Below are 23,965 nucleotides of genomic sequence, written 5' to 3' on the forward strand. Positions count from 1 at the left end.
ATAAACATCGTAAGAAATAAACTTCCGTAACATAGCATTATGAAAATATGTTTAAAAATGGGCAATCTGAAATGAAAAAAACGAAACAGATTCTACATTGGTTGCTAGCCAGCATGATGAGTTGCCTGCTGCTTATATCAAGCTGCAATGGACCTGTTGTTGAAAATAAAAAGATAGACAGCGCATCTAGGACAGACAGTGCTTATATTAAAGTTATCTTTGAAGATGGACTTATCCAAGATGACAAGTTTAGCTTTTCAACTTTTCAACAAAATATATTTGATTACGATGCTGTTGCAAAGGTCCATGATAAACTATTAGATAGTGCCGAATGGAACAAGTTGTATAAAACGATAGTAAATAAATATCGAACCCAGGGAGATACCATTAATCGCGATGACAATAAAATGTATCCCTATGGAGACTATAAAATTTACCTGATTACTTCTAAAGACGATATCTTATTGATTAATAATGATAACGATATTTTTTATAAGAGCAAAAACGGCATCATCACGTTTCGGGATAAGGATTTTGGAGATAAAATCAGATCGCTGATTGACTATTACAATTATTTTGAGAAGATCGACCGGATCTATTTATCCGGAAATTCAGCATTTTTGGATAAACATAAATATGAGGCGATAAAAAATCCACCAAGTCCACCAAAAACTTATTATGAAGTCGATGTAAAATATAAATAGGAACGTATGGGATTGCGATTGTTACTTCTAGTTTGTGTATCAGCTTTTTTTTGTAGTTGTCATCCTGACGACAAGAAAACGGCTTCTATAGATCCTCGCCCTAATGAAGTTAGCTTTTCTAGAGAAGACGCAGAAACATTGCACAAATCCGCAAGCATTAGGACGTTTGTTTTAAGCGATAGTAGTGAATTTTTTTACGATCGAAATGATCTACTTTTTGTATACGGAAAAACAAAGGGGAATAGACTTTTTATGGGGCGCTTACTGTGGTTTAGAAACTATTTTAAGGAAAATATGGATACCGAGATAAGTTTCTCGCAATTTCTTAATGATCTTTTAACGAATCCGCAAGATGAAGCTTTTATAGCCGAAATAGTTGATAAATATAGGATTTTTAATCAAGATTTAGCAGTATTAAAATACGTTGACCAACCTATTTCAGAATCTATTGAACGATTTACGTACCATATCCGTGGATCGGTTATCTTGCGTTTGAAAGGTGAGTTTCAAAGTCCACTTGATACAAAATATTCTATTGCTTATCTATTTTATTTAAATGGTTTTTCACTTGACGAAGATGATTATGAGCCGAATAGTTTTTTTGTTCCGTTGAACAAAAATAATTAAATGAAAAGGTTATCCTTAAGGATGTGAATTTATGAATTCAATCTGATTTTTTAGAATAACCTACTGTAAAGCATGTTATTATTATATTAGGGACATTTGTTTAAAGTTGGTAAAAATAGACCCAAAGGAATAATATACGATCTGATGATTGATCAACAAGAGATATAAAAATGTACAAAAATATTTGGCTTGCTTTAGTTGAAATCGAAGCAAAAGACGGTTAAATATTTCATGATCTCCTTGATCATGAAGAAGAACTCGAAGAGCAGTATATAGGTGCTTGGGGAAATGTCTTGGTTAATTGCGAAAGGATAAATCAAGTGCCTGACATCATTGAAAAAGGGTTGAATGAAAAGGGAATGACGGTTTTGTTTATTGACAAAATCGAAAATATGGAATCGCTGATAAAAGCAGAGCAAGTTGTAAAACAGGTGATTGGTGAAGCTGATTTGCTTTTGAACTCCAATTATATATTTATGATAAGTGATAAGCTTTTTCCATATACTGAGCGCATATAAAAAGCGCTATCTAATCAATATCAAAAAATCAGATGCATGGATACTGATGATATATATAAGAATACTGTATTGGCACGCAAATAGATTTTAACATGAATACCTTTTCTCTAATGTTTCTAGTGAACAGATGACAGCTCTCGTAGGCGAGAAACAAATACGGCCTAACATAATTATGGAGATTTAGGACTATAAACATCGTATACAGTAGACTTCCATAACGAATTGAAATTTCATTTTAGCATGTATAGTATAATGAATCGTTTTTTACTTGTTTTTAGTGTATTTATGGGTACGTTGATCCTATCCTGTACCGGGAATAATGAAAAGCAATCAATAGAAAATATACAGGGAAGCTGGGGTTTCGATACGGCAACCCTGCCCGATATTGGTTCGGGAAGAGTGATTTCAAAAATCCGTGATAATTGTGGTTTTGAATTTCGTATGGATTCATGTAATATGAGCTGTGCATTTTATCGAAAAAGCGAGTCGAATGTTTGCGATGGTATGACGACAGGATTCCGTACCAATTTTGATATTAAAAAAGATTCTTTACGGATTTGGGATGTTGAACGAAAGAGCTGGCATATCTACCTGATAAAAAATCTGACAAAAGACAGCCTGATATTATTTGATCAAAATATGAACTATGATGTCGCATATTGCAGACCTTCGAGTTCAAAAAATAATAGTTTTGATGGAATATTTTTTTCTAAAGTATTTGTAGGTGTTGGGTACACATGTGTTGATGAATCATTTTATTTTGATAGACACGGCAATTACTATTATCAAAATAGTGAGGATGAACTTTCAGCTTATCGATTTAATCAGAAAATGGTCGATCGCATATTTGATGCATATGATCGTTTGGATGTCGGCTCTTTAAAGTCTGAATATATTGGCGGAGGCACAGGCCCATCTTTACACTATTCCATATCATTTATTAGAAACGGTACAGTAATCAAACGTGTAATAGATCATCAAAATACGGGCCCTGATGAGCTTTTGCAGGCTTACATAGTTATGATTAGTAACTTAAAGAAATATAAGGCAGAAAAAGTTAATGTCGATCACAAAATGTCGAAATTAGCTCGAGAAGAGAGCCAGATTTTCTATCAAAAGATGGGGTTAAAAAAGAGGGGATTAAAATAGTTGTTTTTTTTGACTAACTTTTCTTTAAAAATTTCGATCGGATCGCTGGCAGATAAGGCCAGGTTACAAAAATAGCCAGTACGACGGAGACTTTTAAAATGATGACTAAGGACTGAAGTAAGACTGACCCTCTGAAGTTAAAAATATCCAGGGGCATAAATAATTTTGGTTCAGCTCGTTCATTGAGCAGTATCTTGTAATTTTTGGCACCGATATATTCCTGCACTTGTTTTTGCAGCGCTAGATTATAAGTAGCAATATCGTTTTCGGTATTCCAGACGTCTCCCGAATATCGGATGACTGCTTTTGGTGCATATACCTGTTCTTCGCGAAGGTCGACGTTATATGCATAATGAATGGTGGCTGTAGAAGCTTTATCAGTGCGTTTGGCAGTCGGTAGCCATTCGATTTTATAATCGATAATTCTACCCTCTGTTTCTGTCCAGTTGGGGTGAAAAAAACGAAAGCTCTGATATTGAAAATTGGGTAAGCAGCTGTAGATCAATGCTCCGGTCAAAAATACAGGAAAAGAAAATATAACAAATCTTTTACTGAAAATTTTGCGGTCAAAAATAAATATATAGAGGAGTGGGGACAGGATTCCCGTAAAAATAATGACCGGAGCTTCACTAAAATACAGGACTATCAGATATACAAAAGGCAAAAGAAAGTGAAGAGCAAATTTTTCTGTCAATTTCTGTTTCTTATATGTATTGTTTCTCTTTCGATTGCTCATTAAATAAAGTAGGTGCTGTAGTGTTTTGCGTGCAAACTTACTAAATAACCCAAAAAACCCACAATGAATATTAGGGCGAGAAAACTAATTATGAAAAACCTATTTAAAATTATAGCGTGCCTAGTCATCCTCCTCCAGCTCGTACTTTTGGTCGAAAAAGGCAATGATTTGATAAACTATGATGGATATTTAGGACTTCCAAAAGGTTCCTACGGCTACCCCGTTCCATATCACAGTATAGTGTCAATATGCTGTCTAATCACATTATTTACTATAAATATGCTGATCTTAATCATTAAGAAGAAGAGTTTTTTTTATCATACCTCAATTGCGTTTACGACAATATATATGTTAATTATTGGATCTGATCTTTATTTGCATAGATACTCATATCCAGTCCTTTTTAAAGAAATCTTATGCGTTTCTTTAATAGCCTTGATTTTTACTTTATTGATCCCTAGATTTAACGATCTAAATGCAAAGTTAAATGTATATAAGCTAATCCTAATTCTAATGCTCACTTTTAGTATTTTGATGTTTTTGCTTTGGTTCCGAATTATAGGATAATATATAGCTATGATTATGGGGCTAGGTTTTATGGTTCGGTGCCGAGACAGATGTAGTTTGGTTGACAGTTTATAAAAAGTAAGAAGGTTATGAAATTTAAAGTTCGATTTCCAGCTCCTTATCAAGTTATCGATGTATATGATGATAACCTTGATGTCAACATTATTTTAGAGAATGATGAGGTTTATTTTGGAACATTGTTTACGTTGACTAATATCGATAAACTGATGGAGAAAAATCGTGAAATTTATTTTTGGTCTACAGATATGCTTATTGTAAAAGAGCTCTCTTATCAGGGAATTCATGCAGCTCTCCAAACTTTATTAAATGAGGGCTATTTTAACTCAGTTTTCAGTAAAATAGGTGTGGTCAAGGATATTTATTCGCATTGGAAGTGGAAACATTTTTCGGATGTAGTATCGGAGATAAAGGAGCAATTCATTGAATGAAACTAATGAAACAAGGGCCAATGCTGCTAGACGAGCTTTGGTTATTAAACCTATTCGGTGATTGAATTATCGGTGGGGACCAATTTAATTGAAAAACTAATTTCAGTTTCAGGTGAGATACAAAGGTTTGATTAATAAAATATTACGGTTAGATTTTGTGTTATCAAAATGGTTTGCAGGAAAGAGGAAGACAGAAAATGTAGTTCCCGGGCTAGCTTATTTATTCTTAAGTAAAGTAATCTATTTAGGGGAAGTATTTGTCTTTTTATTTTTAAAATTAGTAGGTGTTAATGAGCCTATGATGATATAGTCTTAGGGAGGAGACTAGATATGAAAAAAACGACATGCATACTCTTGTTGTTGTTGTTAAAAAGAGAACCAAGTTCATGTGACTATTTATCCGTACTTATATAAATATGAAATTAGAAGACCAAATTTTAGTTAATCGGTTTGGACAAGGTTTGATTGCAATTGATCAATTAACACCAGGTTTTAGATTACTTGAATTGATGACGAAAAAGAAATTTCTAAACGAACTTCTTTTTCTAATTATGCAGTCTAAACCGGAGGAAGGAGATATTGAACCCGCGATTATAAAAAGTGATTTAAAGTCCACTTTTACTCCCTGCGTGCTGCTTAAAAGAGGAGTTGCAAACCATAATTTAGAAAAAATTATAAATCTGCCGGAATATGAGTTAACAAAAGCATTTGTGCTGCTTTTAAATTTATTTAAAGTAGCTTATGAGAGAAGATTTATTGATGAAAAAGACAATCCTCACAAATGGTGGTATTGGGATTTGTCTGATCATGAAAAGCTTGAGAAGATAATGGTATCTGAAGGAAGGAGGGTATGAAGTTGGGCTCGAATAAATCAGCCGAGGGGTATGTCGGTTCAATTAAAATTGGGAAAATAATGAGATTTATGAGAGGAAGCGCATTTATTTGCATGGTCGTCGTAATTTTTACAGTTTCTTGTAATAGTACCCCTAAAGATCATGTTTTGGTTGAGGCCGTAACAGTCAATAGTGATATGTTTGGTGCTTCGGATTACGCTATTGAAATACGAGAAGACTCCTCATATCGGGTAATTGATTATTCCCTAGGTCTTGATTCTGCTACGTTGGAATTAATCGATCCCACAGAAAATCCGCTATTGTTGGCAGAGAATACTATAACGGGTAAAACTAGAATAGATGGAAATACTTTCTTCTTTAATCCTGGTTTTAGACAGGTTGATAAGGCTTTACTAAAAAATGGCTTTATGGATTTATATATAGGGGATAGTTTTTTTAGGAGGCTACGGTTACAAAAAGGGAATACCTATAGTATAAATTATTTCGATCAAAAGAGGTTTCATGATTATGCAATTTTCAATGCTCCAAAGGATTCTGTTTTTGATAATAGTTATAATCTGAATCAAAGAGATTTAATTTTTATTGATTCTGTTCTAACGTCAATTTTGAAAAATAAAGAGGGTAATAATGCATTTTACAAACAATTGAAAGTTTATAGTAATTCGGATAGTGTACTTGTTGACGTAAATATCTTCTTAAAGAATAATAAATCTCTTAAGGATTTTTTTAGGTACTATCCTATAATTTCTTTTGATTCGCCCACATATGAAGGTACCTATGGGAAATTAGAAATTAATCTTTCAAAACGCACTTTCTCCGAATTAATAATGTCTGATGACTTTTGATTTTTAAAATTCAAGTCAAAAATGCTGTCAGACTAACATTGCCATTAAATTAAACGACTGTAATATGGATTTTGAAGAAATAAATAGAGTTTTGTTTTTTACATTAAATGATATCTGCCCGATTGCGACAAGTAGAATATCAATGATGTCAATAGATGATCGGTATGCGGGATACCCATTTCTACGTTTCAGATTTAAGGAAAAAGATAAAAATGATGTTATATATAGCAAAATCAGGGATGCTGTAAAAGATTTTAAAGGGCTGTTGTCATGGGAAATGATAACCTTTGATGATGTGCCAAATTATTTAATTGTGCCTACTTATGTCTATAGTGAAGGGAGGCCAACGAGCGGTGATTTAAATGAGCATTTAATAGCAAAACATGGAGAAAGTTTATATCGACAAATGATTGATCAAGCTATTGAGGATATACCCAATTTAGCAAAAGCAATTAAAAATAAATTTCATGCGCAATAATTGTATCGCGTGTTATTTAGAACGAATAATTTCGAATGTAAGCCCTAAAATTATCTTTTAGGCTAACTATACAAAGATTTAATCATTCATCTCGTCATAATAGACATCCGTCTTGCTAAGGATCTGCTGTACCTGCTCGTACTGTTTTTTGCTAAGCCCTGTATCGTTCAAAAAGAAGAGACCGCTCCATTTTATTTTTTTGACAGAAGACAAAAACGGTTTCCATTGAAGGGGATTATTTGTAAATGGTACAAACACCAGTTTGGGATTATTGTACAATGCAGCGGGGAAGCTTGTAAATTGATTGAAAGAAAAATTGGCCTTTTCTAGTTTTTTTAATGCAGCAATTGATTTTGGCAGTGTCGATAGCCCCGCATGTTCTATGCCGAGTTCTTTTAGTTCGGGCAACTGCTCAAATAGATCAGGCAGATCTGTCAGCTTGGTCTCACCTTTGTAATTGCCCGAAAGGTATAGGAAAGACAGCTCGTTCAAACTAAAAATTTCTTTGGGAAAAGTGCTGAACAGATTCCCGTTAAGCCCGAGCTGTTTTAAGTTTTTGAGTTGTGCAAAGGTTGAAGGCAAACCCGTCAAGGGATTATTGCAGTCGAATTCTTCCAACGCTGTCAAATTGGAAATACTTGCGGGAAGTATACTGAGATTATTTCTGCTTAACGCGATCTTTTTAAGTTTAGGATGGGCGGCTGTGATTTCAGGAAATGTGCTGATGTCTAGATTGCTAATTTCCAGTGACTCCATTTGATTGCCTTCGTCCATAATCTTTTGCAGGATTTCGCTGCTGAGCTTCTTTCCGGAGATGGAAGAACCCAGGGATAAGGTTTTTACCTGAGCAAGGTCTGTGCTTACTAATTCCTCCAGTTTCTCCAGATTGAGTTCTTGCCCATCCGTCTTTTTGATGCGCACCTGATCTGCCGCCCGCATGGGCATGGATATCATAACAGGCATGCTTTCCGAAGTACCTGCCTGTTCGATCACTTTTGGTGGCTCGGGGATAGGTTTCACCACTGGTGGCGGGCCTTGTTTTTTCTTTTTCTTTTGCGCCGAGACGCTTAACGTAAGTAAGGATAGACTGAATACGATAATATATTTTTTCATGTGTGTGCTTTGTCTTTTGTCGTTGAAGCAAAGATGCATATTTTAAGACTGCTCTTTTCTGTGGATTTATATCCGATCGCTTTGGCTTACGATTCGTTGCACCTGGATGAATAATGGTTTGGCTTCGTTGTGAATCGTAAAAGCTCCCTGATAATTTAATGATCAGGGAGCTTATTGTTAAAGGGAGTAAGACGATTTGTGAAATAGGCGCTGGGCTATTTCGTTTCGATCTTGTATACGTAAATCGGGATTTCTGGGGCATTGACAGTGGGTAAAGACAGCTGTAGGCCATCTCTTCCTTGTGCCCATTTCACCTTTGAGGAACTGCCGAGAAGCGCTAAACTTTTGATGTCGAGGCTACTTTTTGCAAGCTCCGGGATGTCGATCGTAGCCGTTGACGGACTACGCACAAAAAGATAAACACTTTTCCCTTTCTGCGTAAAGCGGTAGTCTGATACGATTTCCTTGGACGTCGCATCGTTGACGGCATCTTTCATGCCGGCTTTGTCCTTTTCGGTTGCTTTATTGTCGGACGGCAAGGTATGCAGCGCTTGTTTGACTCCGCTCCAGACCGTTGTGCCGTAAATCGCTTCACCATTGGTTTTCATCCAGCTTCCTATAGTATGTAGGTTTTCCTGGCTTTCGACTGGCCAGGTACCATCGCCTTTGGGGCCTACATTGAGCAGCAGGTTGCCCCCCTTGCTCACGACTTCAATAAGGTTGCGGACCAGCAGCTCGGGGCTTTTCCATTTTGTGTCATGTCTATTGTAACCCCAGTTTTCACTCATCGTGATGCAGGCTTCCCAGTTCTTCCGTGCAGTAGAAACCAGCGACTGCTCAACAACAGCATAATCGCCAAGTCCATTTCCTATCCGGCTGTTGATGATACAGTCGGGCTGAATGGAATGAATCAGATCTTTGATTTCCTGACTTTGTTTTTTGGTGATCAGCTCGGGAGTATCAAACCAGATAATACCGATAGGACCATACTGTGTCAGCAATTCGCGCAGCTGCGGTTTGACCTTGTTTTCGACGTATTTGTTGAGGTCTTTGGCATCTTCGTCGGGATAATCCCAGGTATTGCTGCGTCCAGCTTTAACAGGCCAGTTGGTGGGCACATCGGGGTTTTCCCAGTCGCGGCCAAGGGAATAATAGAAGCAGAGCTTGAGGCCGTATTTCTTGCAGGCCACGGCGAGCTCCTTCATCGGATCTTTTGCCCAGAGGGTGCGCTTGACGATGTTATAGTCGCTGACGGCTGAGTTATACATCGCAAACCCATCATGGTGCTTGGCCGTGATCACTAGGTATTTCATGCCGGCATCGTGGGCCATCTGTGCCCAGTGGTCGGCATCGAAGCCCGTTGGATTAAACTGATCGGCGATCTTTGCATAGGTCTTGACGGGTATACGTTCGTAGAGCATAAAATGCTCGCCGCCTTTGGTGGGATGTCCATTCCAGTCGCCAGCAGTCTGGGAATAGAGCCCCCAGTGCAAAAACAGACCGAATTTACTGTCGGTAAACCAAGGAGCGGGCTGGCCCGACACTTTTAATGCCATGAAGGATAGTACCAGAGCCAGTAATCTACTTGTGTTTGTTAAAAATAATTTATGCATCGTATTTCCCAAGTTTTCTAACGGTTTTGTACTTTCATGGACGAAACCTTATCGTTAAAAGTCGAGAGATAGGTCGATGAAGAGGTGACGACAAGGCTATCGCCTGTAAAATTATTGCCGTTGTATAAAGTTACTTTAACATTGGCGCCAACTTTAATGGAAGAGATGCTATTGTCTGTCACGCCTTTTGCCAATAAATCTGAAGTAGTATACTGCCCTTTGCCAAAGCTTCCTTTCACACCGGCATAGGACGCATTGGAATAGGTATACACCGAATCTTGATTGGTTGTCATGAGATCATTGACATAGTTAAATTCGTAAACATTAGAAGTTGTGTAGCCATTTTGCAATAATAATTTTACCTTAAGTTCGTAAGGTGTATTGCCTTTGTAGTAAAGCTCATTCAGATCTATAGTTCCTTGGATGACTCCAGAGGAAACGGGGGCAAATTTCCAGGTGACTGCATTGTAATCTTTGTTGGCTCCTGTGCCTTCGTTGTTTACATTGGGATCCATATAAACCAATATCTCACTCACAGGCAAATTGGACGTATAATTTCCGGTAATAAAGATTTTTTGCTGGCTGTTATCAATGGCAAATTGAGGTTGTACCGAATATGTAGGTGCCTGATAAGGGCTAGCTGTTGCCACTGCAGGTTGAAAAACTTCATTTCTGTTGAGAATTGCTGCATCAGAGCCGGTTAGAAATGTAGGCTGTCCCTTGCTAAAACTCACATTTCCGCTTCCCATCAATGATGTACCCAGTGTAGGTTCTTCACTGACATATTTAGCGCGGTTATGGGGCAAATTTAGTCCATGACCCAATTCATGTAGCATGCCACCGAGATAGTTTGAACTAGGGTTTGGAATTCCATTGACAGACATGGAGGAATTATCCACTGCAAAGCAGTATTTTCCATAGCCATAGAATGGTTGGCTGTTATCGCCATCTGTTCTTGCTGGCAAAAGTACCAAATAGTGGTTGTTGGATGAAAATTGGCTTGGATGGGCAGCTCTGTAGGTATTGATCTCATTTATAATTTTACCAGCGGATACGGCCGAGCTGTAGGGGTAGTCCGCTTGAGCTCCTGAGGCCGGGATTTCAATGATGTTAACTAGGCCTGCAGAATCTTTTGCCAGGCCCAGATAGCTGCTATAACCATAGCGACCCATCTCATTATGCAGCCAGTCCTGGAAATGGACAAACAGCTGGGATAACCGTGTTTTATAGTTAGGCAACGCTGGATTGTCTGTGGGTACAAACATGATTATATTGAGATTTACTGGATTAGTCACAAAGGTAAGGTTGGAAAGAGTGGTGTCTATGGCACCATTCGATGACGCTTTTAAACGTTGAGTTTCTGCTGCATTTTGCTCTACCAATGGCTTTGAACAGGCGAAAAAAAGTGAGAGGACCGCGGTGGACAATGCAAATCCTTTCATGATCTGCATCCATCTTTTTGTTTGTTTTGTCATAATTTTTGAAGTAAATAATTTATAATTGTTAATGTATATTGGTGGCTTATAACTACTCAAAATACAAGCCTATAGTAAGAAATAGGGTTTGTTTTACAGGGGTTTGGAACTAAGTAAACCGTTTCTATAAATTGAAAAACGGTAAAGCGAATAAATGTTATTTGGTCAGAAGAAGACTACCAGACGGGTTTGTCTGATAGTCTAAACTAAACACTAAACTAACAAATGGTCATCTCTTACCATTATTCTTTTGACTTGTTCATATGTCCGCTTTTATTTGGTTACATTGACAATATACCAAACATGGAGTTCGCCAGATCGTATGGTGATGGTATCCTTACCGACGGTTAAACCGGTAACCAAGCCTGTATTGCTATATGTTGCGATTTCTGGATGTTTGCTGGTATAGGTCGCCTCAGTGACACTGCGGTTTCCCGGATTGACTGCCAGATTGATCTGAAGCGGCGTTCCGATTTTAACAGGAATCTGCATGAAACCTCCAGAAAGTACAGCTTCCCGAACAGTTAAATTGTCTTTAATGGGCCCCAGGTCCTTTTTGCATGCGTTCAACCCCATAGTTACACATAGGAGGCTAATCGACAGGTAGATATATGCTTTAATTTTCATAATGTTATTTCTTTTTAATACGTATTATTTTGCACCCAGCCATCCCGGATTTTGAACCAGATGATTACCATCTAAAGTGAGATCGTATAAAGGTAACGGCCAATAGTAGCGGTAGTCTGCCCATAAGGCGACACCATCAGCAATGTTGGCACTCCGCGGATAAGCGATGATAAATCCGTTATTATCTAAAAAGATGTCTTTATTGACTTCTTCTTTTAGGGCAATAACCGGTTTGGCAGTATGGGTACCGTCGTAGAGTTTACCTTTTTCTGCTGTAAATTTCATACCCCGTAACGGAACTGTCATCAGGTTGCCGGCTTTCCAACGCATCAAGTCTTCATATCGACGGTCTTCCAGGACCATCTCGATACGACGTTCCCTTCTTATTTCACGGATGATGGGGCTAACGGAATAATCAAGTTTTGCAGCATAAATCTCATCGAGCCTTGGATCGGCAGGGAGGTTGCCAAGCTCGAGTTTGCTGCTCGGATATTTCGCAAAGTCAAATCCCGCGCGTTGACGCAATAGATTGATTGTTCTATCTAGGTCGTTCTGCGTCAAAGTACCTAAAATGGCTTTTGCTTCTGCTAACATCAGCAATACCTCTCCATAGCGGAATTCAATAGCCGTTTGTTGTCCGTTTGTTGTCGCTTCGTTTTCGGTACGGTCACCCATCCAGTGCTTAATAGGTAAGTAGCCGGTTACGGTGGTACCACCACTGACATTATAAGATAGCCGAGGATATGTTATACCATTTTTTTCGAGGCTGGTCGTCCCATCTGTTCGATTAAACAAGGAACGATTTTCACCGGGATAATTAATGGTCTGTTTCAGACGTGGATCCCGGTTTTCGAGTTCGGACCATAGGCCGTCGTAACCTTTGAAAAGTGGGTTGGCGGTATAGCTGCCAGCGGATCCTGACGTATAGATCGGTTTACCGTCAATACACAGATATTCATCGATCAGGCCCCGTGTTGCACCTCCAGCAGGTCTTCCGCCCGAAATACTGTTGTTCTGATCCCAATAACGCTGCGTTGCGTGACCGACAACAGTGCCATCATAAACGCGGGCTAAGATAGCCTCTTTATTGCCGTCGGAATTTGGATCTTTCTTGAATGTAAACAATTTCCAGTAAGGAGTTTCACCCGTAGCATACAATTGATAGCGACCTGAGGCGATGATTTTTTCGCAAGCATCCACAGCTGCCTCCAAAAAAGGTTTTGCTGTGCTTTGTAGAGACAACTCGTTATGGTAGGTCCTAAAGGAGCCTTCGAAAAGGCCAATTCTCGCTTTTAAAAACAAGGCCATATCCTGATTGATACGTCCGTCTGGACGGCCAGTAATGCCTGCAAGACCTGCAATAGCAAGATCGATTGTCTTCATTAAAGAATCAGCAACCACTGTTCGCTTATCCCGAGGTTTGTAAAGGTCCTTGCTGTCGATATTGAGGTCGCTTGAAAACCAGGGCACATCTCCAAAAAGCATAAGCTTGCGGTAGTAATCCATCGACTTAAAGAAATAGGCCTCGCCCACATATTTGTTCAGTCTGCTGATGTCATTGTTGACGGCGGGCAAAGCATTGCTGTAGTTTTTGAGGAAATAATTGACTGAGCGTAGGTTTTCCCAAGTCCAGTCGACCGACGTACCAGCATTTGGTGGAATAAAGGTGTTGTCCATCATACTGCTGATATTGCCGTAGCGGACCATATTGTCGGTCATAAAGTCGGATGCCAATAAATGGCTGCCGCCGACAACATTGGGGTTTACTTTAGCATCAGCCCAGCCCGAACCGTGTCCTAGAATATAGCGGTTATAGAGATTATTGAGGTATAATGTCAACTCCGTTTCGGTATGTAAGGAGTTGTCCTTCGATAGATCGGTCTCGGGACTTAGCTGTAAAAATTTATCGTTACAAGATTGTGTCAGCAATAAGGAGGATGCTGCGGCAATGACGATTAATCTGGATATATTTTTTTTCATAGTAGTATTAGTTAGAAAACAATTTGGGCACCAAAAGCAATTGATCTCTTTTGTGGATAGTCTGCAGATATCTGGTCGACGTCAAAAATTGTAGGTATTTTTGTGAGCTCAAAAATGTTGTAACCGGCAAGCGTGAAACGCAGGCGCTCCACACCAAATCGTTTGGTCATCTCCTGCGGTAGGGTATAGCCCAATACCGCCTGTTTAAGTCTCAGATAAGCGCCATTGATCAAGTATCTGTCCTGGACATTGACCGAAGAACCGTACATTGGAAATTCAGCGTCTGTGCGGTCTGGTGTCCAAGATCTCTCATACATCCATTTTGAGCCTGCTCCTCCGCCCCAGTAAGAAGATAGCCCGGCCCAGATATCACGTTTCAGCACACCTTGGAACAAAAAGTCGAGATCGAAATGTTTATATTGGACATTTCCAGTGATACCAAATCGATAACGTGGTGTAGAGTTTCCAATAACGACACGGTCGCCTGGATTTGCCAAGGTGTTCAGTCCGGCATCTATCTTTCCATCAGGAATTCCCTCCGGTCCGCCAAGATCCTGGTACCAGATATAACCTGGATATAACGTGCCCTGGTACGCTCCGTTGTAGATCCAGTTGCCATTGCTTGGATTGCGACCTGCGAAATCACTTTCCTGTAGTATACCACCGGTACGGTAACCCCATATTTCGCCGATCGTTTTACCATCATACATCACCTCCCTGCCCGAAGAGTTGGTGATCATCATGCTGGTGTTGGCAGCGTAATGCTGTACTTTGGTGAGGTAGTCGGATAGGTTGAGGCCTACACGGTAGCGGAGGTCCGCATTGATCGTTTGCTTCCAAAGGAAAGAAAGTTCAAATCCTTTGGTTTCGAGTATACCTGAGTTTTCCAGTGGCGCAGCGGTTCCCAAAGTGGTTGGAAACGAGGCACTGCCATCGGTCAGGATATCGGTGGTCTTTCTATTGTAATATTCAAATGTTACATCGAGCCTGTTTTTGAGAAATGTTCCATCAAAACCGACGTTCCATGTTCTGGCTTTCTCAAATGTAAGGTATGGGGATACGAGTCCCGGAGGATCGATATAGACTATTTGCTGCCCGTTGATTAAGTAAGGCGCTTTGCCGGTATTCATGGTTGCTTGATAGGGATAGATGGATGAAGGCTGATTTCCTAATTTCCCCCAGCTTCCACGCAATTTGAGTTCGTTGAGCCAGCTCTTAGTTCCGGCCATAAAATTCTCCTGCGATATGCGCCAACCGGCAGAAAAGGATGGAAAAGTGACAAATCGGTCTTTTTCCGTAAACTTTGCACTTCCATCATAGCGGAGATTGCTCTCAACAAAGTACTTTTCTGCAAAGTTGTAACTGACACGCCCAAATAGTGCTCGTCCCGCAAGCGTGTAGGCATTTCGGGAGACCGTATGCAGAGATGGGTCCTCAGCGGCATCAGGGTTTTGTATATCTGGCGAGATCAACTTTCTGAATGTGTTCGTGATCTGATTATATTTTGTCTGCTCCTGATTGTAGCCGACTACAGTAGCGAAATTATGCTTCTCTGCCCAGGTTTTCTTATAATCAGCATAGATGTTGACCAGATATTTGTTGGTGTTATTATTGTCAAAATACGCTCTGTTTTCAGCCGCTTCGGCCTGTTGAGAGGTATACTGCCAAGAGTCTACGACTTGGTTGAATTTGGGGCTGTATCGGCTCAAACTATAAGACTGGGGCTGATAACTGAGGTCTGCCTTTAATTTCAGCGCATTCGGTATCAAGGTAAATTCCGGCGAAATCAACAAGGATACTCTTCTGTCCATGGACTGGTTGTTTGCCCCATAGCTCAGCCAGGCAAGAATATTGTCTGTATAGGTATTGGGGAGCGGATCATTGGGGCCGGTTTGGATAGGCATATTGATGTTTTTGTTCGTCTCACCCATCATAGCCGACCAGATGCTGCCTTTGCCCCCAACGATATAGGGGCTATTGAAATTTGTTTGGTCGAAACCTATTTTTCCAAAAACGCTGAACCAGTTATTCACTTTGGCGTTGATATTCATCAGGGCGTTATAGCGTTTCAGTTTATCGGTATTGATCTTGTACATACCCGATTGATTCTGCATACCACCCGAAATATAATAGTTAATGGACTCGGCTCCACCACTGAGGTTGAGCGTATGTTTTTGCATCGGCGTCCATTTTTTGACGGCTTCCTCAAATGGGTTAACGTTAGCTACCCAAATAATGCTGTTCCCTTCCTGATACCATGCATTTTCGGGAGTGGGATTGTCCATGTACTTTTGGATCATCTCCAGCTTTTTTTCATCGGAAGTACCTGGTTTGCCGTTGGTCCATAATGTCCTGTCCATGCCTGATTTTTGGATCTCATACGCGTTAAGGATATCAGGTAGTCCAGAGGGCGTATCAAAGTTGGAGTCGAAGTTGTAGGCGATCTTGCCTTTCTGATTGAATTCACCTCGTTTGGTACGTACCAGTATTACCCCATAGGCTGCTTTTGTACCATAAATTGCGGCAGCAGATGCATCTTTGATAAAAGACATGTCCATGATATCATTCGGGTTGAGCTGATTCAAGGCACCGGTAGAACTCTCTACGCCGTCTATAATCACCAAAGGGTCTCCGTTTACGGATTCGAATACTCCTGTATTGCCATTGTAATTCATGGAGGTACCACCCCGTAAGTTAAACCCAGGTGTGCTGTTTGGAGAACCATTTCCGAAGGTGATGTTTAGATTGGGAACAAGACCCTGTAAAGCCTGCCCGATATTGGCTACCGGTCGATTTTCAAAGGCCTCTTTGCCAACATGTGAAATGGCTCCTGTTAAGTTGACTTTCTTCTGTGTGCCGAATCCGACAACAACAACTTCCTCCAATGCACTGTCATTCTCCTCCAATGCTATTGTCAAAGCACTGGCTGTTGCACTGTTAAACCGCACAGTCTGTGGTTTGAAGGAAAGGTGCGAAATGGTCAGCGTACCTTCCGCCTGAACTGTTTGCAGGGAAAAGTTTCCTTTACTATCAGAAGATGTTCTGCTGTTGCCGCCGTTGATGCTGATCGTTGCGTTTTCGATGGGCTTGCCATCTTTTTTTGCTACCAATTGCCCTTTGATGGTATATTGCTGTTGCAGCGTTTGAGGCATACTCTTTGGCGCACTTGACAATACAATAATATGGTTTTTGTGCATTTCAAACTGCAGGGGCAACTCGTCTGAAAGCTTTTTGAGAACGTTTTCCAGTTTTTGGTTGGAGACGTCTACATTTACCTGCTTGAGATCATTAAAGAGACTTTCGTCATAAAAGAAATGATATCCGGTCTGTTTTTTGATTTCTGTAAAGACCGATTTTAGATTTCCTTTATTGATATGCAGGGTAACCTGTTGGGCTTCGGTTTTACCGTAGACACCATAGGTAAATAGTAAACCCAGGAAAAGGGTGGCTTTCACCTTTTTGGAAAAGAGAGGTGCAAAGCTAGGTTCAGCCATTCGGTTCCCGAATAGGTAATCTTTACATTTGATAAAGTAATTCATATTTTCAGTAATAGGGTTGGTTTTTGTTTAATTCACATATAGATGTTATTCAAGCACTGCCGAATAGAGTAATAGCAATGTTTGTTGGAGTAGGTAAATATTTAAATCATCTTTGGTCCTCCTTTGGTTTTTAAAAATTGGTTTATCTTTTTAGTTTTTGTTCTTTACGGTAACGGTTTTTCTGTCAATTTCAAATTCAAGGCCGGCCCCGCGTTTAATGAGTTCTAAGGCTTCGGCGAGGCTTACACTTCGGCTCATGCTCCCGCCAAACTTTTTCTTACTGATTGGTCCTTTGTAGATAACTTGGATATCATACCAGCGTGCCAGCTGTTCCATAATGTCCTGAATCTGGTCGTGTTCGAAATAGAAATAGCCATGTTGCCAGGCGGTTTCCTTTTCAATATTTGCCTGAGAGACGCGCATGACGCTGCCGTCGAATTCGACTTTCTGTCCAGGTACGATTTGTTTGGTCGTATTATTTTTATTGGTCAGCTGGATACTTCCATTGATTAATGTGACATTGGAGGCCACATTGCTGTAGGCCGTCAGATTAAAGGCGGTCCCCAGTACTTTAATATCACCGTGTGTCGTGCTGACGATGAAGGGCCGATTTTTTTCGTGGGCCACTTCAAAGTAGGCTTCGCCCCGTAGTTCCACATTGCGGGTCGATTTACCAAAGGCCAAAGGATAGCTCAGCTCGGAAGCTGAATTGATCCAGACTTTGGTGCCATCGGGCAGGACCATGCGATAGAAGCCCGATTCGGGTACTTTTAATGTGTTCTTTAGGCTTGCAAGTTCGGCCTGTCCGCTGTTTGGTTTGTAATGCAACTGGCCATCTACGATCTGAAGCTGTTCGCCATGCGTTTCCTCTATAGTCGTCTGCTCGTCAGAGAGCGCAATAGTTTTACCATTGGAGAGGGTAAGCGTGGCTTTCTGCCCGCCGGGTAATACATCGTTGTTATACCGATAGACTTGATCGGCGACAATTTGTTTGTCCTGAGGAGCAGAGTTTAGAAACCATGCGACACCTAAAAAGATGAGTAGGCTGGCAGCAAGACCTGCATAGATCTTTAGTCGGCGCATGCCGCGGGTATGTAATGGTCGTTTTGCTGGTTTGGCCGACGTATAGTTTAGTATCTTCGCTCTAGCCTGATCCAGGTCCAGTCTATCCCAGAACTCTGCATCGCTAGATCTGAGCCCCCGACTGGTATATCGTTCCCATCGTTCGCGTAGGGTCGGATCATCTTCAAAGATTTTTTGGAGAGCCTGCATATCTGCTTGACTCAATGTCCCGCTAAAGTGCTTGACTAAGAAATCTACGAGTATAAATTGGTGATCCATCATGTTGTTCAATTGGCTGTATAAAGAGAAGAGCCACGGGGGGCGCAAAAGGATGGAAGGAAAAAAAATAAAAATTATAAATGCTTGTTATTCAGTTATTAAAAATAACAAGAGGAGGAGTGCTCGTGCATCTAAACGTGATCTGAGAAGCTGTATCGCTCTTTTTTTCTGACTTTTGACGGTGTTGATGGAGATGGTCAGGTTGCCCGCAATTTCTTCGTTTGAGAGTTTGTCGAAGATGGCCATATGCAATACCTGTCTGCAGCCCTGAGGAAGTTGATGAATGGCTTCCATGAGCTGGTCTATGACTTCGGCCTGTATCATGGCATCCATGACTGTCTGCTCTTCGATCATATCTTTGTCAAGCTGATCGACGTATTTACTTTTTATTTTTTCACTGCGGATGTGTTTGAGGCAATTATTTCGGACGGAAACGAAGAGGTAGCTTTTGCGTGCATGTTCTTCCTCAGGCAAGATATTGCGTCCCTCGCAGAGCCCTGCGAAAAAGCTCTGAACAACATCTTCAGCCAAAGCTTCGTCGTGTAGGATATTGTTTGCAAAGAGACAAAGCTGTCGGTAGTATTGCTGAAAAAGAGATTCAATATCGTAAGGTAAAGCTATCTGCAAATTTTCCACCTTGTTTGATGATGTATAAAGAAATTGACATAACAGGAGCTCTGGGAGCACGGGTATAAATATAGGGAAATATGCTCAGGTTTTGGATTTGAGAAAGGCAGCTGTTCTTATATTTCTTCGAAAACGTTTGAGTACCCGCTACTGTTCTGTTGCCGACATCGATCTGTTCCATAGGGAAGAGCCATGATGTGGTAAAGTACCCTTTGTCTATCTGAAAAAGCGGCCTGCTCTTCGTAGATCGGCCGCCTTTTAGCTATCAAAGCTTTTTTTATCGGTATTTGTCTAGTGGCTTACGGGGAGTGCTATTGCAGAGCTTTCTTTTTTTTATTAATTTTTTATGTATAGAGTTAAATTCGTTGTGGTTTTTTGCCTGTATTTTATTAGCTTTATACATTCATTTTTGCTATTTAATTGTTCGCTTGGCCTCCAAATTCGATGTCTCTTGAATAGAAGAATTGAAACTTTTATCCAATTCTATAAATTATATCATAAGTTATTGCTAGTTAATTTTCATAGATAATGAATCATTTCAAGTTACAATCTGCTGTATTCATATTTTTGTGTTGGGTGTTTGTTTACCCTGCAATAGCACAGCAGCAGAGATTTCCGCAAAAAGAAGATTATTTACAGCTGCTGGAGCGTGCGGCAAAGGAAAATAAGCCGATGTTCTTGGTGGTCCATCAACGGGACGATCAGTTTATTCCTTTTAGAGGCTCTGTTTCAAAAAAAGCAAAAGATATGCTCAGTACGCAGTTTGTGTCGGGAATCGTTCAGGTGGATCGGGATGAATTTGACCATCCGTTGCAACGGGCTTTCTATTTGAACAAACCGATGTACCTTGTTACTGATAAAGATGGGATTCCTATTTTACGAATAGACAAGGCGGTTGATGGGGGAGATGAGCTGGAAAGACTCATAGACTCGGCAAATACGCTTGCAAAAGCTGAAACTCTCGGTAAGCTTATAGCAGAATATCGAAAGGGGATGCGTCAACAGTCCTTGTTGAGCAAAATACTTCGCTACAATCAGACATTTGATCAATATACAGACCAGCAGCTATTGAGTGACTATATTGCGCAGCTGACGATAGAGCAATTGAATAATTTTGAGACAGTTATATTTTTATTGAGCTGTGGCCCTGTATATAATAGTAAATCTTATTTACTGGCGCGTACCAATAACAAAATGGTGGATAGCCTCTATTCCTCTTTGCCATTGCCAGTTCGTAAAAAGATAAACAACAGGATTATACAGCGGACATTTCGGGAATCGCTCGACAAGAAAAACTTTTCTTTGGCCCAAGAAGTTGGTTATTTTGCCTATACGACATGGACGCCTAATTATTTGCGTGCATCTAATGCGCAAGCTTTTCATCCCTTGGAGTATAAGCGGCTTATGAAAGATAGCCTTTCTTACATCCAGATGGCGCGGAACTATTACGATCAATCATTTTATCGGGTTGATCCTGATTCATTGTCCCGAATAGATTTTGCGCAAGATCGGCAGATCCAGTTTACACGAAACTGTCTTTTATTGGACAGTGCGCAAAACGCAGAATTCAAATCCCTAGTGGGTAAAGGGCGTAAATATTATCAGGATGACCAGGCAACTAATTTAAATTACGGTGCGCAACAGATCCTGGCTTTTGAAAAGAATAACCCGGAAGTTATATTTGATGCGATCCGTTGGCAAAAGAAAACGATAGATCTCAAACCTGATGTGCCCGCATTCCGTTATACGATGGCTTTATTGTTGTATCGGGTTGGCTTTTATGCGCAGGCAGAAGAAGAACAACAGAGAGCTGTGAAATTATCGAAGTCAAATAAGCTCTATCAGGAAAAAATGAAGGACGTATTGAAGCGGATGCAGTCCAGACTATTATGATCAGGGCTAATTTGGAGCGGGACCTGTATGTAAACGGATTGGAATGGTAAACTGCACGCGCACAGGCATGCCATACTGATAACCCGGAGTCCATTTTTCGGCTTTCTTTAGTACTGCTATACCACTTGCTGCTGTTCCATAGCCGAGGTCATTAATCACTTCAAATTCATTTGCCAGACCATTTTTTTCAATGACAAAACTGATGAGAAGTTGTCCTGATACTTTTGCATTTAAAGCTTCTTTGGGATATTTATAATTCTGGGCAATAAAGATCATGAGGTTTTTTATCCCGCCAGGGTATTCCGGTTGGACATCCCGCTGCGTATAGGGATGCACATTGCCCATACTATCTGTGCTGGTTCCTTTGCTTAATATGCCTTTTTCGTACCATTCCTCAAACTTATTTTTACCCTTTTTTAGAGTACCCTCCCAATGTCCTTGACGTAAACCATCGATATATTGGCCTTTTTCACTATTTATGCTGTCCTTAAATTCAAACTTGCCGTTTCCATTAACAATCTGTTGGCGGCCTGTTGAATCCGCATAATAGATTAGTCGGCTATGCTGGTCCTGAAAAAGAAATTCGTTGGGACTGGCTTCAGAACTGGAGAAAAATCTAATTTCTTTTAAAAGACCAGTTTCGTGGTATCTTTTTAACGTATCGCTCAATTTATTGTCTTTATATCCGGCTGATACCGCTAGGTTGCCATTGTTGTGATAACTTTCAATAATGCCTTCCAGATATAATCTTCGTGGGTCAGCTACTTTTGTCCATCCATGTCTTTTTAAATTGCCATTTGGATAGTAATCGTTTACTTCGTAAAGCCCCAATTCATTTGCTGTTAACCGAATAATATTCGTGTAAGCGGCTGAATCTTTTATAGCAGTAATACCACGATTTTTCTTCATATAAGTGACAATTGTTTCTTGTGCTTTTGCATGAATCACAAGGCCTGTAAAAAGGAAAAAAATAATGTATTTATATATATATAAGGAATAATATTGCATAGGATTAGTTTTATTTAATCAAATATATATTTTTTAAGTGAAATAATATTGTTTCATTGTTAGATGAACAACTTTTCGTATCAATCCCAATTGGAGCTTCGATTGGTCAATAATAGGGGGCAATCGCTGATAAGAAAAAGATCGCGAGTTATCAAGCTGGGTAATCTACAGAATGACCAAACAATTTTACATCGAATGATGTACTTAAATTAAAAAGGCTATGGATAAATCACATATGCAGAAGATTGCACGGGTTGGATTAGGAGCCTTTTTGGTTGTAGCCGGTATTGGACATCTGACCTTTGCCCGAAAGGAATTTCAGGCTCAGGTGCCGGACTGGGTTCCGATCTCCAAAGATGATACTGTTGTATATTCAGGTTTTGCGGAAATTGCTTTGGGTGCTGCACTGATTTTCGCGCCTGCTAAACAGCGATCGAAAGTCGGAAAAATCGCAGCAGCGTTTTTTACAGCCGTGTTTCCCGGAAATATTGCCCAATATAAAGACCATCGCGACGGCTTTGGATTGGATACGGATGGAAAGCGGCTTGCCCGTTTATTTTTTCAGCCTATATTGGTTGCATGGGCTTTGAAAAGTACATGCAAGAGCTGATTGGGTGAAGGCTGGTTGAACAGAAGTTGATACAAAATTGTAAAAAACAAACCATCTGCCTGCGGCTGTTGTCCTATAGGTATCCATGTAAGGAGTAACTTAGTTAAAAGGTCGGGTGTTCCATTTTCATCCGACCTTTTTTATTTTTTTGCGCTATTCTTTTGCTAATTTCCAATCTTTTCTGTTTTTTTATTGCCCATTTAAATAATTATATTCGCATCAAACATATAAAATAACTAACCTATAAAAGTACAGACCAGATGGAAGAAAAGAAATTAAATGAACTGAGCAACGAAGAGCTGTTGGTTCTCAAAAAGAAAGCTAAACCCACGAAAATAATCAATGCATCGATTATTGGCTTTTGTTTGGGGATCGCTGCCTACAGTATATTCGTAGCCGGTTTAACCTGGCCTACAATTTTCCCATTAATATTGGCCATTTTGTTCTTTAAATATTTTGGAAAAAATGAGAAAGCACTGGATGCGGAGCTGAAAGCCCGAAATCTGAAATAGAAAAAGAAAACCATTGCAGCTGCGCTGTTGTTTATTTTAAAAAACAGTTTAAGATGAGAAGGGAACAAATAGAAGCATGGGTAGCGCAAGGTTACAATGTGCTTGAGCACAGGAAGCCCAAAGTTGTACAGGGCGATATCTGGTCGTATCTCAATCAGTGTGATGGCCATGGTACCGATGTATATGCGCTTTCTGAGTTGCAGCAATGGTCGGATAGGGAACTTGCAGAAATGGAACTGAAAAAATACGCTAATCAGTACGGACAGATGGGCGAGAAGCTGTTTCTGCGAAATGATGCAATCCGAAATAAAGAATTTGATAAGTATGAAGCCTTCCTGTTGCTTTTTTTTCCGGACAGTGTCGAAAAAGAGCTGGAAGAAGCACGGTTTTTGGCCGAGCGTGTGAAACGTGTTAGCAAGGAAGAAATGGAAAAATGGACGCTGGCCCACACAATCAATGTGCTGATATCTGATCTTCACTGCTTGGACTATGGATCCATTATGAGCGGGATGGTGATGCCATCCGAAGATGTGGTCACTTATACCGACGACGGGCTCAGTGATACCATTGATTGCCATGTTACGCCGATGGAGTTTTTCGCTCATACCAACCATGACTATTACTGGATCGATCCTGTCATAAGAAAATCCTAATGGAAGCCCTTATTAGAGCCTTTTAGGCTTACTTTTCATGCAGAATA

General features: G+C 40.2%; 21 protein-coding genes. 11 read left to right on the top strand and 10 right to left on the bottom strand.

Annotation, left to right across the window (positions count from 1 at the left end; translation table 11 throughout):
* The first annotated feature begins 71 nt into the window (after window positions 1–71).
* The 3 genes from M2419_RS23150 to M2419_RS23160 all read left to right on the top strand — a co-directional run bounded on the left by M2419_RS23150 (window position 72) and on the right by M2419_RS23160 (window position 2,998).
* A complete protein-coding gene (locus M2419_RS23150) occupies window positions 72–704 on the top strand; it encodes a hypothetical protein (RefSeq protein WP_153846668.1) in 633 nt (210 codons plus the stop codon).
* Between the two features lie 6 nt (window positions 705–710).
* Window positions 711–1,331: a hypothetical protein gene (locus tag M2419_RS23155; protein ID WP_153846669.1), complete on the top strand. Its 621-nt coding sequence runs from the start codon at window positions 711–713 to the stop codon at window positions 1,329–1,331.
* Between the two features lie 770 nt (window positions 1,332–2,101).
* A complete protein-coding gene (locus tag M2419_RS23160; RefSeq protein WP_153846670.1) occupies window positions 2,102–2,998 on the top strand; it encodes a hypothetical protein in 897 nt (298 codons plus the stop codon).
* 13 nt (window positions 2,999–3,011) lie between these two features.
* Here M2419_RS23160 and M2419_RS23165 read toward each other — a convergent pair whose 3' ends face one another.
* Window positions 3,012–3,734, bottom strand: coding sequence for a hypothetical protein (locus M2419_RS23165; RefSeq protein WP_153846671.1), 723 nt, complete (start codon window positions 3,732–3,734; stop codon window positions 3,012–3,014).
* Between the two features lie 656 nt (window positions 3,735–4,390).
* On the opposite strand from M2419_RS23165, the gene M2419_RS23170 reads away from it, so the two are divergent.
* The 4 genes from M2419_RS23170 (at window position 4,391) to M2419_RS23185 (ending at window position 6,927) form a co-directional block, all read left to right on the top strand.
* Complete coding sequence (locus M2419_RS23170) at window positions 4,391–4,750, top strand: hypothetical protein (protein ID WP_259255701.1); 360 nt, start codon at window positions 4,391–4,393, stop codon at window positions 4,748–4,750.
* A 416-nt stretch (window positions 4,751–5,166) separates the two neighbouring features.
* Window positions 5,167–5,604, top strand: coding sequence for a DUF5958 family protein (locus tag M2419_RS23175; protein ID WP_182329641.1), 438 nt, complete (start codon window positions 5,167–5,169; stop codon window positions 5,602–5,604).
* Window positions 5,605–5,672: 68 nt separating this feature from the next.
* Window positions 5,673–6,449, top strand: a complete 777-nt coding sequence (locus tag M2419_RS23180; RefSeq protein WP_259255702.1) for a hypothetical protein — start codon at window positions 5,673–5,675, stop codon at window positions 6,447–6,449.
* Window positions 6,450–6,513: 64 nt separating this feature from the next.
* Entirely contained in the window at window positions 6,514–6,927 is a 414-nt protein-coding gene (locus tag M2419_RS23185) for a hypothetical protein (RefSeq protein ID WP_259255703.1), read from the top strand.
* Window positions 6,928–7,005: 78 nt separating this feature from the next.
* Here M2419_RS23185 and M2419_RS23190 read toward each other — a convergent pair whose 3' ends face one another.
* The 8 genes from M2419_RS23190 to M2419_RS23225 all read right to left on the bottom strand — a co-directional run bounded on the left by M2419_RS23190 (window position 7,006) and on the right by M2419_RS23225 (window position 19,251).
* Entirely contained in the window at window positions 7,006–8,040 is a 1,035-nt protein-coding gene (locus M2419_RS23190) for a leucine-rich repeat domain-containing protein (protein WP_259255704.1), read from the bottom strand.
* A gap of 215 nt (window positions 8,041–8,255) precedes the next feature.
* Window positions 8,256–9,653, bottom strand: coding sequence for an alpha-L-fucosidase (locus M2419_RS23195; protein ID WP_310442585.1), 1,398 nt, complete (start codon window positions 9,651–9,653; stop codon window positions 8,256–8,258).
* 17 nt (window positions 9,654–9,670) lie between these two features.
* A complete protein-coding gene (locus M2419_RS23200) occupies window positions 9,671–11,128 on the bottom strand; it encodes a hypothetical protein (protein ID WP_259255706.1) in 1,458 nt (485 codons plus the stop codon).
* Between the two features lie 273 nt (window positions 11,129–11,401).
* The gene (locus M2419_RS23205) at window positions 11,402–11,755 is read right to left on the bottom strand and encodes an Ig-like domain-containing protein (RefSeq protein ID WP_083663520.1); all 354 of its coding nucleotides are present in this window, start codon (window positions 11,753–11,755) and stop codon (window positions 11,402–11,404) included.
* A gap of 24 nt (window positions 11,756–11,779) precedes the next feature.
* The gene (locus M2419_RS23210) at window positions 11,780–13,735 is read right to left on the bottom strand and encodes a RagB/SusD family nutrient uptake outer membrane protein (RefSeq protein ID WP_259255707.1); all 1,956 of its coding nucleotides are present in this window, start codon (window positions 13,733–13,735) and stop codon (window positions 11,780–11,782) included.
* Window positions 13,736–13,746: 11 nt separating this feature from the next.
* Window positions 13,747–17,274 (bottom strand): SusC/RagA family TonB-linked outer membrane protein, encoded by a 3,528-nt coding sequence (locus tag M2419_RS23215; protein WP_259255708.1) that lies wholly within the window; start codon window positions 17,272–17,274, stop codon window positions 13,747–13,749.
* A 150-nt stretch (window positions 17,275–17,424) separates the two neighbouring features.
* The gene (locus M2419_RS23220; RefSeq protein ID WP_159729392.1) at window positions 17,425–18,618 is read right to left on the bottom strand and encodes a FecR family protein; all 1,194 of its coding nucleotides are present in this window, start codon (window positions 18,616–18,618) and stop codon (window positions 17,425–17,427) included.
* An 84-nt stretch (window positions 18,619–18,702) separates the two neighbouring features.
* Window positions 18,703–19,251: an RNA polymerase sigma-70 factor gene (locus M2419_RS23225; RefSeq protein WP_159729390.1), complete on the bottom strand. Its 549-nt coding sequence runs from the start codon at window positions 19,249–19,251 to the stop codon at window positions 18,703–18,705.
* Window positions 19,252–19,770: 519 nt separating this feature from the next.
* On the opposite strand from M2419_RS23225, the gene M2419_RS23230 reads away from it, so the two are divergent.
* Window positions 19,771–21,135 carry a tetratricopeptide repeat protein gene (locus tag M2419_RS23230; protein WP_259255709.1) on the top strand — a complete coding sequence of 455 codons (1,365 nt, stop codon included), beginning with the start codon at window positions 19,771–19,773 and terminating at the stop codon, window positions 21,133–21,135.
* A 6-nt stretch (window positions 21,136–21,141) separates the two neighbouring features.
* Here M2419_RS23230 and M2419_RS23235 read toward each other — a convergent pair whose 3' ends face one another.
* Window positions 21,142–22,044 (bottom strand): energy transducer TonB, encoded by a 903-nt coding sequence (locus M2419_RS23235; RefSeq protein WP_259255710.1) that lies wholly within the window; start codon window positions 22,042–22,044, stop codon window positions 21,142–21,144.
* 319 nt (window positions 22,045–22,363) lie between these two features.
* Between M2419_RS23235 and M2419_RS23240 the strand changes: the two genes are divergently transcribed.
* The 3 genes from M2419_RS23240 (at window position 22,364) to M2419_RS23250 (ending at window position 23,918) form a co-directional block, all read left to right on the top strand.
* Window positions 22,364–22,753, top strand: coding sequence for a hypothetical protein (locus tag M2419_RS23240; RefSeq protein WP_259255711.1), 390 nt, complete (start codon window positions 22,364–22,366; stop codon window positions 22,751–22,753).
* 260 nt (window positions 22,754–23,013) lie between these two features.
* Window positions 23,014–23,265 (top strand): FUSC family protein, encoded by a 252-nt coding sequence (locus tag M2419_RS23245; RefSeq protein WP_153846684.1) that lies wholly within the window; start codon window positions 23,014–23,016, stop codon window positions 23,263–23,265.
* Between the two features lie 53 nt (window positions 23,266–23,318).
* The gene (locus tag M2419_RS23250) at window positions 23,319–23,918 is read left to right on the top strand and encodes a hypothetical protein (RefSeq protein ID WP_159729383.1); all 600 of its coding nucleotides are present in this window, start codon (window positions 23,319–23,321) and stop codon (window positions 23,916–23,918) included.
* The last annotated feature ends 47 nt before the right edge of the window (window positions 23,919–23,965 follow it).

It is taken from the genome of Sphingobacterium sp. BIGb0116 (assembly GCF_024808035.1).
Classification (GTDB): domain Bacteria; phylum Bacteroidota; class Bacteroidia; order Sphingobacteriales; family Sphingobacteriaceae; genus Sphingobacterium; species Sphingobacterium paramultivorum.